The organism is Microterricola viridarii, assembly GCF_001542775.1.
Classification (GTDB): Bacteria; Actinomycetota; Actinomycetes; order Actinomycetales; family Microbacteriaceae; genus Microterricola; species Microterricola viridarii_A.
In genome coordinates, this window is record NZ_CP014145.1 from 3,100,688 (window position 1) to 3,113,708 (window position 13,021).

Annotated in this window: 13 protein-coding genes and 1 pseudogene; 1 reads left to right on the forward strand and 13 read right to left on the reverse strand. The window is 68.7% G+C overall.

What is annotated here, in order from left to right; genetic code table 11:
• Positions 1 to 286: 286 nt before the first annotated feature.
• The 9 genes from AWU67_RS14220 to AWU67_RS14260 all read right to left on the reverse strand — a co-directional run bounded on the left by AWU67_RS14220 (position 287) and on the right by AWU67_RS14260 (position 7,141).
• Entirely contained in the window at positions 287 to 2,257 is a 1,971-nt protein-coding gene (locus tag AWU67_RS14220) for a cytochrome c oxidase assembly protein (protein WP_067232840.1), read from the reverse strand.
• Between the two features lie 134 nt (positions 2,258 to 2,391).
• Positions 2,392 to 2,682, reverse strand: a complete 291-nt coding sequence (locus AWU67_RS14225; protein WP_067230462.1) for an HU family DNA-binding protein — start codon at positions 2,680 to 2,682, stop codon at positions 2,392 to 2,394.
• A gap of 327 nt (positions 2,683 to 3,009) precedes the next feature.
• The gene (rpsN, locus tag AWU67_RS14230) at positions 3,010 to 3,315 is read right to left on the reverse strand and encodes a 30S ribosomal protein S14 (protein ID WP_067230466.1); all 306 of its coding nucleotides are present in this window, start codon (positions 3,313 to 3,315) and stop codon (positions 3,010 to 3,012) included.
• Between the two features lie 2 nt (positions 3,316 to 3,317).
• Positions 3,318 to 3,485: a 50S ribosomal protein L33 gene (rpmG, locus tag AWU67_RS14235; protein WP_011187086.1), complete on the reverse strand. Its 168-nt coding sequence runs from the start codon at positions 3,483 to 3,485 to the stop codon at positions 3,318 to 3,320.
• The gene (rpmB, locus tag AWU67_RS14240) at positions 3,485 to 3,721 is read right to left on the reverse strand and encodes a 50S ribosomal protein L28 (protein WP_055841436.1); all 237 of its coding nucleotides are present in this window, start codon (positions 3,719 to 3,721) and stop codon (positions 3,485 to 3,487) included. The genes rpmG and rpmB overlap by 1 nt, the downstream gene beginning before the upstream one ends.
• A gap of 224 nt (positions 3,722 to 3,945) precedes the next feature.
• Positions 3,946 to 4,353: a Fur family transcriptional regulator gene (locus AWU67_RS14245; RefSeq protein ID WP_067230470.1), complete on the reverse strand. Its 408-nt coding sequence runs from the start codon at positions 4,351 to 4,353 to the stop codon at positions 3,946 to 3,948.
• A 21-nt stretch (positions 4,354 to 4,374) separates the two neighbouring features.
• Complete coding sequence (locus tag AWU67_RS14250; protein ID WP_067232843.1) at positions 4,375 to 5,259, reverse strand: metal ABC transporter permease; 885 nt, start codon at positions 5,257 to 5,259, stop codon at positions 4,375 to 4,377.
• A 26-nt stretch (positions 5,260 to 5,285) separates the two neighbouring features.
• Positions 5,286 to 6,089, reverse strand: a complete 804-nt coding sequence (locus AWU67_RS14255) for a metal ABC transporter ATP-binding protein (protein ID WP_067230473.1) — start codon at positions 6,087 to 6,089, stop codon at positions 5,286 to 5,288.
• Positions 6,086 to 7,141, reverse strand: coding sequence for a metal ABC transporter solute-binding protein, Zn/Mn family (locus AWU67_RS14260; protein ID WP_067230476.1), 1,056 nt, complete (start codon positions 7,139 to 7,141; stop codon positions 6,086 to 6,088). The genes AWU67_RS14255 and AWU67_RS14260 overlap by 4 nt, the downstream gene beginning before the upstream one ends.
• Before the next feature lie 95 nt (positions 7,142 to 7,236).
• Between AWU67_RS14260 and AWU67_RS14265 the strand changes: the two genes are divergently transcribed.
• Positions 7,237 to 7,725 carry a GNAT family N-acetyltransferase gene (locus AWU67_RS14265; RefSeq protein ID WP_160329769.1) on the forward strand — a complete coding sequence of 163 codons (489 nt, stop codon included), beginning with the start codon at positions 7,237 to 7,239 and terminating at the stop codon, positions 7,723 to 7,725.
• Positions 7,726 to 7,845: 120 nt separating this feature from the next.
• Here the strand turns inward: AWU67_RS14265 and AWU67_RS14270 are convergent, their stop codons facing one another.
• The 4 genes and pseudogenes from AWU67_RS14270 to AWU67_RS14285 form a co-directional block, all read right to left on the reverse strand.
• A complete protein-coding gene (locus AWU67_RS14270; RefSeq protein ID WP_067230483.1) occupies positions 7,846 to 8,739 on the reverse strand; it encodes a glycine betaine ABC transporter substrate-binding protein in 894 nt (297 codons plus the stop codon).
• Positions 8,740 to 8,809: 70 nt separating this feature from the next.
• Positions 8,810 to 9,741 (reverse strand): annotated as a pseudogene (locus tag AWU67_RS14275) (ABC transporter permease).
• A gap of 32 nt (positions 9,742 to 9,773) precedes the next feature.
• Positions 9,774 to 11,144, reverse strand: a complete 1,371-nt coding sequence (locus AWU67_RS14280; protein ID WP_234407269.1) for a quaternary amine ABC transporter ATP-binding protein — start codon at positions 11,142 to 11,144, stop codon at positions 9,774 to 9,776.
• A 417-nt stretch (positions 11,145 to 11,561) separates the two neighbouring features.
• A complete protein-coding gene (locus AWU67_RS14285) occupies positions 11,562 to 12,992 on the reverse strand; it encodes a dihydrolipoamide acetyltransferase family protein (protein WP_067230487.1) in 1,431 nt (476 codons plus the stop codon).
• Positions 12,993 to 13,021: the final 29 nt, after the last annotated feature.

Below are 13,021 nucleotides of genomic sequence, written 5' to 3' on the forward strand. Positions count from 1 at the left end.
CTGGCCCCACTCGCTCCCCCGGTCGCGCTCCCCCCCGCTGGCCCCGGCCGCGCGAGGCACCCCCACCGTTGGCTCGAGGGAGCTTGCGACCGAAGCCAACGCCGCGAGACTGCAGGACGTGTGGGTCACGGCATGAAAACCGCACAACCCCTTCGGCTTGAAACGATTCACTATCGGGCCGATGGCGGCGTCCAGGCGACGTCGGCAGCCCAAGCCGGGGGAGGGGGCACGCGATTCCGGTAAGGAACGCCGGCGGGCAAGCGCCCCAGCTACTACCGCCCGGCCCCTACCGTCCGGCGCTGTCGCGCTGCGCGATGCGCGCCAGGTTCTCGTTGTACGCGTTCAGCTCGGCGTCGTTGGTGCGCGCCGCGTTGCGGTCGCTGCGCTTGGTCTCCTTGTCGTCAGAGCGGCTCCACTGGATCGCCACGGCGATGGCCAGCGCCAGCGTCGGGATCTCGCCGACGCTCCAGGCGATGCCGCCGCCCATCTGCTGGTCCGCGATGGCGCTGAGGCCCCAGTCGCGGCCCATCGCGCCGTACCAGTCGGCGAGCAGCAGGCCGGTGCCGGTCATGATGGCCAGGCCGAAGAACGCGTGGAAGGCCATGGTGCCGAGCAGCAGCAACAGCCGGAACGGGTAGGGGAGACGGTACGGCACCGGGTCGATGCCGATCAGCGACTGCACGAACAAGTAGCCGGTGATGAGGAAGTGCACCGTCATCCACTGGTGGCCGATGTGGTCGGTCGTGGCCCAGCTGAACAGCGGGCTGAAGTAGAACACCCAGAGCGAGCCGGCGAACAGCACGGCGGCGACGATCGGGTTGGCGATGATCATGGCGAAGCGCGAGTGCACGGCGAGCAGGATCCACTCGCGCGGGCCCCGGCTGCCGTCCTTGCGCGGCCGGATGGCGCGCATGGCGAGCGTCACGGGCGCTCCGGGCACCAGCAGTACGGGGATAGCCATGGTCAGCGCCATGTGGGCCAGCATGTGCGTGCTGAACAGGTACTTGCCGTAGACGGCGACGCCGCCACTGGAAACGTAGAACAGGGCGATCAGGCCGGCGATCCAGAGCACGGTGCGGTAGATCGGCCAGCTGTCGCCGCGCTTCTTCAGGCGCCAGACCCCGGCCAGGTAGAAGAAGATGCCGAAGGCGCAGGCCAGCAGCCAGATCAGGTCGACGTTCCACTCAGTGAAGTAGCGGGCGAAGGTCAACTCGGGCGGCAACGGGTCGCCGGTGAGCAGCTCGGCCGCGCTGCGCGTGCCGGAAACGGCCTCGGAGACGGGCGGGGCCGTGCTGCCGAGCGCCACGGCGACACCGGAGGCGATGCCCATGAAACCGAGCTCGGCGACGACGAAGACCCAGAACCAGCGGGCGCCTGCGGAAGCCGCGGAAGCCGCGGAGGAGACACCGACCGAGTCGACTGCGCGCTGCATCCGCCCGATGAAGAACTGCCGCTGCACGACGCCGAACACCCCGAGCACCAGCAGCGCGCCGACCTTCGCGAGCACCAGCAGGCCGTAGCTGGTGAGCAGCGCGTCGACGTTGCCGAGGCGCAGCCAGGCGCTGACGACGCCGGAGAGGGTGAGCACGAGGAAGCAGAGCAGGGCGATCGTCGAGTAGCGCGCCAGCACGGTGATCAGGCGGCGGCCCTCGAGCTGCTTGCGCAGCAGCACAATCGTGAGCAGGCCGCCCAACCAGACGGCGGCGGCGGCGATGTGCAGTCCCAGGCCGGTGACGGCGGCATCGTGGCCGGAGGCTCCGGCTGCGTGCCCCTGCTGCGCCATGGGCACGAGGCCGGCGACGGCGAGTGCGGTGACGAAGACGAGCAGCGTGTGGTTGCGCACCGCGAAGCAGAGCACAGTGACGGCAGCGCCGACGAGTGTCGTGATCAGCCAGGACTGGCCGAGCTCGATCTGGGTGAGGAACTGGCTGAGCGATGCGCCGAACTGGCTGTCCAGCGAGAACGCGGCGCCGGTCACCGACAGGTAGGTGAAGAAGCCCGTTGCCGCCGATGCGACGGTGAACAGGGCCGCGGATGCCGCAGCCACGTCGAGCGCGGCATTGAACTCCGGCTGCTTCGGGCTGAGCGCGTAGCAGGCGAGCACCAGGGCGCCGATCATGCCGGCCGCGCCAACGTTGACCAGCAGCTTGGCGATGGGCAGGCTCCAGCGCACGACGTCGCCCGGATCCTGCAGGAGTTGCGGGGCGGCACCGCCGCCAAAGTTGAGGCCGGCGACGAGGGCCGCGATCGCGAGCATCAGAAGCACGGCTGGGCCGAGAACACGGGTCAGTCGAAGCACCACACCAGCCTACGCGCTGCAAGCTGGGGGTTTAAATGCCGCAGGGGACCCCGCCACTGGCGGGGTCCCCTGCGAACGCGTTGAGTCGAGACTTACGCCTTGGCTGCAGCCTTCAGCTTGCTGCCGGCGCTGACCTTGACGGAGTAGCCAGCGGCGATCTCGATGGTGGCGCCGGTCTGCGGGTTGCGGCCGGTGCGAGCTGCACGGTGGGTGCGCTCGACGGCGAGCCAGCCCGGGATCGACACCTTGACGCCAGCGGAAACCGACTCGGCGAGAGCGTCGAACAGGCCGCCGAGAACGGCGTCAACAGTTGCCTGGCTCTGGTTGGTCGAAGCGGCGATCTTCGCGACGAGCTCGGTCTTGTTAAGCGACTTGTCAGCCATTGAGTGTCCTCCTCGGACCGTTATCTGTCAGAAACAGCTAATCGAATCTTGGGGGTATGCGGCTACTTAAGTCGCTCCCCGTGGTCGGTTGACCGCCTTGAATGTAACAGAGATCCGCGGATTCACGCGGATTTAGGGGGCTTTCTGACACATTTGCCCGGCGTGTTCGCCCGTGGCGGACCAGAAACGGTGTTTTCGGGCATCCGCGGGCCTGTGCGGCGCATTCTCCCGGGAAAACACACAAAGGGCGCCGACCGAAGTCGACGCCCTCTGAGACTGCTTGGAAGCAGGGACTGTTACCAGCCCGCCACGCAGTTCAGCCGATAGTTACCAGCTGGACTTGGTGATGCCGGGCAGCTCGCCACGGTGGGCCATGTCGCGGAAGCGAACACGGCTGACACCGAACTTGGTGAGCACACCACGGGGGCGGCCGTCGATCGCGTCGCGCGAGCGAACACGGATCGGCGATGCGTTGCGGGGGAGCTTCTGCAGGCCGACGCGTGCGGCCTCGCGGGACTCGTCGGTGCCGTTCGGGTCGACGAGAGCCTTCTTCAGCTCAAGACGCTTGGTTGCGTAGCGTGCAACAACAATCTTGCGCTGTTCGTTGCGGGCAATCTTGCTCTTCTTAGCCATTTTTAGCGCTCCTCACGGAAGTCGACGTGCTTGCGCACTACGGGGTCGTACTTCTTCAGCACGAGGCGGTCGGGGTTGTTGCGACGGTTCTTGCGCGTGACGTAGGTGTAACCCGTGCCTGCGGTCGAACGAAGCTTGATGATCGGACGTACGTCCTGCTGCTTTGCCACTAGATCTTCTCCCCACGAGCAAGGATGTCCTTGACGACGGACTCAATGCCGCGAGCGTCAATGACCTTGATGCCCTTGGCCGACAGCTGCAGCGTGACGTTGCGGCGAAGCGACGGCACGTAGTAGGTCTTCTTCTGCACGTTCGGGTCGAAGCGGCGCTTCGTACGACGGTGCGAGTGCGAAATGTTGTGTCCGAAGCCGGGAACAGCTCCGGTCACCTGGCAGGTTGCTGCCATGGTTTCCTCCAATACCGAAAGGCGAATTGCCTTTCCCAAGATCCCTTGTCGGCACGCGTCATCCCACCCTTCGACAAGCTCAGGGAGCGAGATCGAGTTGATGGGGGGAGTGTTCGTGCGAAACCGGGTGTTAGGTTCACCCGGCCAAGGAGAAAGTCTACGTGGCTCGGGCGTGTCGCGCAAACCGGGCGCCCGCGCGACGCGCGGGGCGGGGGAGGGGTCCGTCAGCCGCGGGCGGCCAGCTCGAGCGTGCAGTTGGGGCAGAGCCCGAACACGTCGACGACGTGGGCCGGCTGGGTGAAGCCGTGCTCGGCCGCCATCGACTGGGCCCAGGTCTCGACGGCATCCGCCGCGATCTCAACCGTCAGGCCGCACTTGCGGCAGATCAGGTGGTGGTGGTGGCCGGTGCTGGTGCAAGCGCGGTAGATGCTCTCGCCCTCCGGCGACTGCAGCGTGTCGGCCTCGCCCTCGCCGGCCAGGTCGGCCAGCGCGCGGTAGACGGTGGCCAGGCCGATGGGCGAGCCGGTGGCATGCAGCGTCTGGTGCAGCGACTGCGCGCTGATGAAACCGTCGGTCAGGGCCAGGGCCTCACGCACAGCCTCACGCTGCCACGTATTGCGCTTCACGACCATGGAGTGCTCACCTCGTTCTCACTAGCTCCCAGCGTACCCCGGCGCGACACGCCGCCGGCCGCGACCCCAAGCGATCAGGCGGCAGACGACGTAGATCGCGAACGAGAAGGTGGTGATGTACGGGCTGATCGGCAGGGAACCGCCGATGGCGAGCAGGATGCCGCCGACGGCCGCCGTGAATCCGAACAGCACGCTGAGCAGCGGCACGACGATGGGGGAGGAGCTGACCCGCATCGCGGCGGCGGCCGGGGTCACCAGCAGCGCGAGCACGAGCAGCGCGCCGATGATCTGCACCGAGACGGCCACGATCAGCCCGAGCATCAGCATGAACGCGAAGGAGAGAAAGCGGGTGGGCACGCCGCGCGCGGCGGCGACATCGCTGTCGAGACTGTCGAAGCTCAGCGGGCGCCAGATCAGCAGCATCCCGATCAGAACGACGAGGCTCATGCCGATCAGCCAGCCGAGCTGCGGGTCGTCGACCGAGACGATCTGGCCGGTCAGCAGGCCGAACTTGTTGGCGCTGCGACCGGGGTAGAGGGCCAGGAACAGTATGCCGAGGCCGAGGCCGAACGGCATCAGCACGCCCACTATCGAGTTGCGGTCGCGGGCCTTGGCGCCCAGCACGCCGATGACGAGGGCGGCGATGAGGGCGCCGGCGACCGAGCCGGCGACGACATTCACCCCGAACAGCAGGGCGGCGGCGGCTCCGGCGAAAGAGAGCTCGCTGATGCCGTGCACGGCGAAGGCCATGTCGCGCTGCATCACGAACACGCCGACCAGGCCGCCGACAATGCCGAGCACAGCCGCGGCGATGATCGAGTTGGAGACGAGGGCGAGCAAGGCGCCGTAGTCACTGAAGTCGAACATCCGCGACCAGAGGTCGCCGGTGTCGCCGCTGGCGAGCATCACGCCGGCCCCGAGAAGTGGTGCGCTCATGCGGGCAGCTCCCCGCCGTGGTGGTGGTGCACTTCGGCATCCGGGATGCCGACGACGATGACCCGGCCGCCGGAGCGGATGCACTCGACGGGGGTGCCGTAGAGCTCGCTGAGCACGGCGGATTGCAGAACCTCGTCGGGGGTCCCGATGCGGAAGCTGCCGCCGGCCAAGTAGAGGATGCGGTCCACCATGCCGAGGATCGGGTTCACGTCGTGGGTGACGAACAGCACGGCGGTGTTGTGCTCGCGCCGGCGCTCATCGATCAGCTCGCTGACCCCGCGCTGGTGCGCCAGGTCCAGGCTGAGCAGCGGTTCGTCGCAGAGCAGCAGCAGTGGGTCGCCGGCGAGGGCCTGCCCGACGCGGAGCCGTTGCTGCTCGCCGCCGCTCAGGTTGCCGACGGGCTCATGGGCGTAGCGGGTGGCGCCGACCGCCTCGATCAGACCGTCGACGCGCTCGCGCTCTGCCCGGCTGGTGAACGGCAGCCCGAAGCGGTGGCCGTTGACGCCCAGCGTGACCAGGTCGCGGCCGCGCAGCGGTGTGCCGGGGCCGATGAGCTTCTGCTGCGGGATGTACCCGATGCGGCGGTCGCCGCGTTGCACGGGACCGCCGGCGAAGCGGATGCTGCCGGAGTCCAGCGCCTGCTGGCCGAGCACGGTCTTCAACATGCTGGTCTTGCCCGAGCCGTTCGGGCCGAGAACGGCGAGGAACTCGCCGGGGGCGATGTCGAGGTTCAGGCCGCTCCACAGGGTGCGGTCGCCGAAGCCGAGTGCGGCATCGGTGAGGCTGAGCACGGCGCTCATGCGCTGAGCGCCGTCTCGAGCGCGGTCACGTTGTCGCCCATCCAGGAAAGGTAGGTGCTGCCGTCCGGCAGCGTCTCGGCGAAGTCGACGACGGGAACGGATGCGGCCTCGGCGGCCGATCGCACGACCTCCGTCTGCGGGCTGGCCGTCTGCTGGTTGTAGGCGAGCAGCGCCACCGGGCTCTTGATGATGTCGATCATCTGCTGCAGCGCGCGCGGGGCGACGTCGTCGCCCTCCTCGATCGCGTTGCTGAAGGCCGCCGGCGTCTCGTTGTGCAGGCCGGCCGCCTCGAGCAGGTAGAGCGGCACCGGCTCGGTGATCGTGACGGGAGTACCTTCGTGGCCGGCGGCCAGGGCGGCCGTGCGCGCCTCGAGCGCGGCCAGCCCGGTGTCGAAGGTCGCGGCGTTCGCGGCGAATTGTGCTGCCTGGTCCGGTGCGCGCTCGGCCAGCTCGGCCTCGATGGCCTCGGCCAGGTGGCGCATGGTGTCGAAGTTGTACCAGAGGTGCTCGTTGAAGCCGGTGACGTGGTCGTGGCCGGCGTGCTCCTCGGCGCTCTCGTCCGCGCTCTCGTCCGCGTGGTCATCCGCGTGGTCGTGATCCGCGTGGTCATCTGCGTGGTCGTGGTCAGCGTGGTCATCCGCGTCGGCCGGCAGCAGGCCGGAGAGCTCGGAGACGTCGAGCACCGTGCGGCCCGAGCCCGCGTCATCCGCCAGCAGCGCCCCCATGAAGCTGTCATAGCCAGCGCCATTCATGATCACGATGTCTGCACGGCTGACGTCCAGCCGGTCGCGGGCCGAGGCCTCGTAGGAGTGTGGGTCGTTCACCGAGCTGTCGATGATGCTCGTGACGGACACGGCGTCGCCGGCGATCCCGGCGGCAATCTCAGAGGCGATCTGGCCGTAGACGCTCGTCGAGGCGACGATGCTCAGCTCGGCGCCGGTGGGCGAGGGCGTGCCCGCATCCGGGGCGGAGCAGGCGGCCAAGCCCAGGCTCAGGCCGAGCGCTCCCGCCACGATGGCTACGGGCTTCAGAACACGGCTCGACTTGATCACGTGACCACGCTACGCCTTATTGATAATGATTGTCAAAACCATTTGGGCGTCGCGAATGCGCCCGCCTGCCCCGGCAGGCGTGGCAGAGTGGAGTCGTGGACACCCTCACTGAACGACTCCTGCTACACCCCTTCACGGTGGAGGAGGCCGAGCGCGTGCTCGCCGGCACGCCCGGCGACGAAGACCAGTGGGAGGGCGGCTACCCGTTCGCCGACGAGCTCGACGTGGTGAGCATGTTCCTCAACATCGTCGCGGAGCAGGGCGACCCCGCCCCGTTCGGCCCCTACATCGTGCGCCGCCAGAGCGACGGTGCGGCCATCGGCGGCATCGGCTTCTTTGGCGCGCCGGATGCCGCCGGGCTGGTCGAGTTCGGCTTCGGGCTCGTGCCCGGTGTGCGCGGCCACGGCTTCGCGACGGAGGCGGTGCGCGGGGCACTCGCCATCGCGGCCGAGAACGGCGCCCGGCTGGCCCGCGCCGACACCACCCCCGACAACGAGGGGGCCCAGCACGTGCTGCGGAAGGCCGGCATGCACGAGGTCAGCCGCGACGCCGAGACGGTGCTGTTCGAGATCACCCTCGGTTAGCGGCGCCAGCCCCGCTGCCTCGATTTCGCCGGGCTCAATCAGCGGGAGCGCCGCGCCGGAACGCCGAAGGGCCCGCACAGTCGCCTGTGCGGGCCCTTCGCGCCGGTGGCGGCGCTGCTGCTACGGCGTCAGCGTGTCGACGTAGTCCTGGTTCTCGCTGATCCACTTCTCGACGGCCGGGGCGTAGTCGCTGCCGGATCCGCCCGAGTTGAACATGGCGTTCTCGAGCGAGGCGAGGCGCTTCGAGTCCAGCGTGAAGTCCTTCAGCCAGCCGGAGAGGGTCGGGAAGTTGCTCTCGAAGCTCTTGCCGCCGAAGGAGTGCACGCCCTCCGCCTCACCGAGCAGGCCCTGCGGGTCGGCCAGGTCCTTCACCGGGAAGGCGTCGTAGGCCCAGTGCGGCGCCCACAGCGTCACGGCGATGTTCTCGCCTGCAGCCGTCGCGGCCTTCAGCTCGCTGAGCATCGCCGGGGTCGAGCTGGTGAGGTACTCCATGCCCTCGAGGCCGTAGCCGGGGATGACGGAGTCGGTGGTGACCTCGGTCAGCCCGGCGCCCGGCTCGATGCCGACGAGGCGGTTGCCGAACAGCTTGGCGTTGTAGGCGAGCTCGTCGAGGGAGTCGATCGGGGCGTCCTCGTTCACCGCGATGGTGAGCTTGGCCTCGGTGTTCCAGGCGCCGAGGTCGACGAGGTTGTCGCCGTACTTTTTGATGTAGCTGGCGTGCGTGATCGGCAGCCAGGTGTCGAGCACGACGTCATAGTCGTCGGTGGTCAGACCGGTATAGACCGGGGCGACATCCGCGTACTCGAGGGTGACGTTGTAGCCCTCCTCATCGAGGATGGCCTTCCACAGCTCAGAGGCGGCAACACCCTCGTCCCAGCCGTTGAAGACGGCGATCGTCAGGTCTTTCTTGTCGCCGTTGTCGTGCAGCTCGGCTTCCGGTGCGGCGCAGCCGCTGAGGGCGAGCAGGGATGCGGCGCCGATGGCCGTCACTGCGAGCGTTGAACGCATTTTCATGGGTGTTCCTTTCGTTCCGCCGCGCCACGGGCGCAGCGGGGATTGGTACGGAGGGAGTGAAGTCGGGGTGTCAGGCGGCGACGGGTTCGGCGGCGCGCTCGGTGGCGGCGTCGCCGGTGGTCGCGGCCGGTGCGGCGGGGGTGCGTCGGAGGAGCTTCGGCCGAGGCCGGCCGAGGGCCGCCGTCATCCGGTCGAGGATGATCGCGAGGATCACCACGGAGAGGCCGGCCTCGAAGCCGAGTGCCACGTCGATGCGGTTGAGGCTCGCCACGACCTGGCCGCCGAGGCCGCCGGCGCCGACCATGCCGGCAATGACGACCATCGAAAGCGACAGCATGATGACCTGGTTCACACCGGCGAGGATCGTCGGCATCGCCAGCGGCAGCTGGATCTGGCGCAGGATGCGGCCGGGGGAGGAGCCGAAGGCGTTGGCCGCCTCGACGACCTCCTTGTCGACACCGCGGATGCCGAGCTCTGTCATGCGCACGCCGGGCGCCATCGCGAAGATGATCGTCGCAACGATGCCGGGAACGACGCCGACGCGGAACAGGATCAGGGCGGGGATCAGGTAGACGAAGGCGGGCATCGTCTGCATGAAGTCGAGGATCGGCTTGATCACGGCGGATGCGGTGCCGGAGCGCGCGGCGAGGATGCCGAGCGGCACGCTCACGATGATGGCGATGGCACTGGCCACCAGCACCAGGGCGAGGGTGTCCATCGCATTGCCCCACTGGCCGAGCAGCACGACGAGCACGAGACCGACGGCCGTGCCCACGCCGAACACCCAGCCGCGCAGCAGCAGGCCGAGCAGGGCGATCACGGCGATCACCGCCCAGAACGGCGGGCTGGCCAGCGCCAAGTCGATGAGATCGTAGAGCCCCCGAATGCGGTGCGCAGGCCGTCGAAGAACCAGCCGAGGCTGACGGTCAGGAAGTCGATGAAGGACTCGACCCACGGGCCGAGGGGGATCACGGGGCTGGTGGGCGGGGCAGCAGGAAGCAGGGTCGGAAGTAGGCCGGGAAGCAGGGTCGGTTTCATCGCAGGCTCCCTTCGAGCGCGGCATCCGCCGGGTCGGCGTCTGTCCGGCCTGCATCCGGCACCTCGGTCGGGCCACTCGTGGCGAGGAGCGCCTCGGTGACGATGTCGACGGGGATGGTGGCGGGCGGGTCGATCATGACCGGGATCTCGGCGGTGTTGCTCGACACATTGCCGAGCGCGGCGAGCAGCGTGACCCGCGGGATGACGCCGAGCAGGCGCTTGCGCGCATCGACGACGGCCAGCGGCAGGGCGCTCTCAACCGAGGCCTCGACGAGCTCACTGAGGTTCGTGTCGGCGTCGACGGCGGCGAGGTCGTGGCGCACGACCAGCGACAGGTCGGTCTCGCGATTCTTCACCTGTCGGATCACGTCGCGGTCGCGCACCACGCCGAGCAGGGTGCGCCCGTTGCCGACGACGTACGCGGCGGAGGTCTGCAGGTCGCGCATGGTGCGCAGGGCGGCACGCGGGCCGGCCGAGAGCGAGACGATGGCGCGGGCCGGCTCCATCACGCTGGAGGCCGTCAGCACCCTGGCCCGGTCCACGTCCTGCACGAACTGGGCGACGTAGTCGTTGGCCGGGTCGGTCAGCACCTCCTCCGGCGTGCCGATCTGCACGATCCGGCCGTCACGCATGACCGCGATCCGGTCGCCGAGGAACATGGCCTCGTTGAGGTCGTGGGTGATGAAGATGATCGTCTTGCCGAGTTCCGCCTGCAGCTCGACCAGCTGTTCCTGCATCTCGCGCCGGATCAGCGGGTCCAGGGCAGAGAACGCCTCGTCCATCAGCAGGATGTCGGTGTCTGCGGCCAGAGCGCGGGCCAGGCCGACGCGCTGCTGCATTCCGCCGGAAAGCTGGGCGGGTAGCTTGTCCTGCCAGCCCTCCAGACCGACGATGGCGATGATCGTGTTCGCACGGGCGCGGCGCTCCTCGAGCGGCACGCCCTGCACCTCCAGGCCGTAGGCGACGTTGTCGATGACGCTGCGGTGCGGCAGCAGAGCGAAGTGCTGGAACACCATCGAGACGCTCGTGCGGCGCACCGCCCGCAGCTCCTTGGCCGGCAGGCCGGTGATGGTCGTGCCCGCCACCTCAACGGTTCCGCTCGTCGGGGCGAGCAGCCCGTTCAGCATGCGGATCAGGGTGGACTTGCCCGAGCCGGAGAGCCCCATGACGACGAAGATCTCGCCGCGCTTGACCTCGAAAGAGGCGTCGATCACCGCGGCGGTTTGCTCGGCGGGCAGGCTGGAACGCTCGGCACCGGCCTGCAGCCTGGCCACGGTGTCATGGGGTTTCCGGCCGAATGCCTTGTAGAGCCGATCGGCTCGAACGGCCGGACCGGTGGGTACGGCTGAATGGTGGTTGTCGGACACGTGAGTACTCCGCGCGCACGCCGAATAACGCTTACTCGGCGTGTGCTTTCGCTTATTGCGGCCGGGTCGGAGACGAATGCTGGGAGCGCGGTCTCAAGCGGCAAACACGGTGTTTGCGGCGAATCGCACTACCCGCTGACGGGGCCACGGGGCCGCCGCCGACATCATCCGACCATACGCCCGGCTCGACTCTGCGCAGCAGAAATCGCGCCGATCGCGGACTGGATTGGGGCCGAACTTCGGCCTCAACGACGCTATCAACCGCGGCCGGTCAAACCCAATCGAGATCCACCGAAAGGCTGTGGATAACCGCGAGGGGGAACGGAGGATCCCCGCCGTTACTGGCGACTGGCCGGAGCCCGACCGTTATACGTTCGTTACATTGGCGGGGCGCGGCGGCGGCGATTCGGCGTGCGCTCAGTCGAGCAGCAGCGCCGGCTCCTCGATGATCGAGGCGACATCGGCCAGGAAGCGGCTGGCGACGTCGCCGTCGACGACGCGGTGGTCGAAGCTGGCGCCGATCGTGGTGACGTAGCGCGCACGCACCTCACCGTCGACAACCCACGGCTTCTGCTTGATCGTGCCGAGGGCCACGATCGCCACCTCGCCCGGGTTCAGGATCGGGGTGCCGGTGTCCATGCCGAAGACGCCGATGTTGGTGATCGTGATCGTGCCACCGCTCATCTCGGCCGGGCTGGTCTTGCCGTCGCGGGCGGTGATGGTCAGCTGCTCGAGCGCGCCGGCCAACTGCAGCAGGCTCATCGACTGCGACTCCTTGACGTTCGGCACGATCAGCCCGCGCGGGGTCGCCGCCGCGATGCCGAGGTTCACGTAGTGCTTGACCACGATCTCCTCGTCGCCCCAGGCCGCGTTCACGGTGGGGTTGCGGCGCACCGCCCAGATCATCGCCTTGGCCATGATCAGCAGCGGCGAGACCTTGACGCCCGCGAAGTCGGTCGACGTTTTGAGTCGTTTCACAAACTCCATGGTGCGGGTCGCATCCACGTCGACGAACAGGCTCACGTGCGGGGCAGAGAAGGCGCTCGACACCATCGCGTTGGCGATGGCCTTGCGCACGCCCTTGACCGGAATCGTCTCCTCGCGGCCCTCCGGCCACTCGGGCGTCTCGATGTTGCGGAACACGCTCACCTGCGAGGCCGCGCGAATCACGTCGTCGCGGGTGATGTCGCCGATCGGGCCCGTCGGCGTGACGGTGCCGAGGTCGACGTCGAGGTCTTTGGCGAGCTTGCGCACGGGGGGCTTGGCGATGACGGGGCCGGCGGATGCCGCGGGCACAGCTGCCCGCGCCGGAGCGGGACGCGCGGCACTCGGTGCCGGGGCGGCCGCGGCGGGCGCGGGCGTCGGGGCGACATGCGCGGCCGGGGCAGCCAGGGTCTCGTGGGCGGCGGCGTGGCCGTGTGCCCGCCGGCGGCGGCTGCCGGAGGTGGCGGAGCTGCCGTGGCCGACCAGAACGGCGCCGGGCTTGTCGTCGGACGTAGCGGAGGAGGCCGCTGCGTCGCTCTCGACCGAGACAGTGGCGGCGGCATCTGCGGCGATCAACGCGGCGGCGCCATCGGCCGGGGCTGCGGCGGCGGGCGCTGCGGCATCCGCGGAACCGACGATGATGATCGCCGTTCCGACGTCGACCGTCGTGCCCTCCTCGACCAAGATCGCGCCGACAACCCCGGCGTACGGGGAGGGCAGCTCGACGAGGGACTTGGCGGTCTCGATCTCGACCAGCACGTCGTTCACGGCGACGGTGTCACCGACGGCGACCTTCCACTGCACGATCTCGGCCTCGGTGAGGCCTTCGCCGACGTCGGGGAGGGTGAAGGTGAGTTCGCTCATGGGGTGCCTTCCGTGCGGATGGTCAAAGT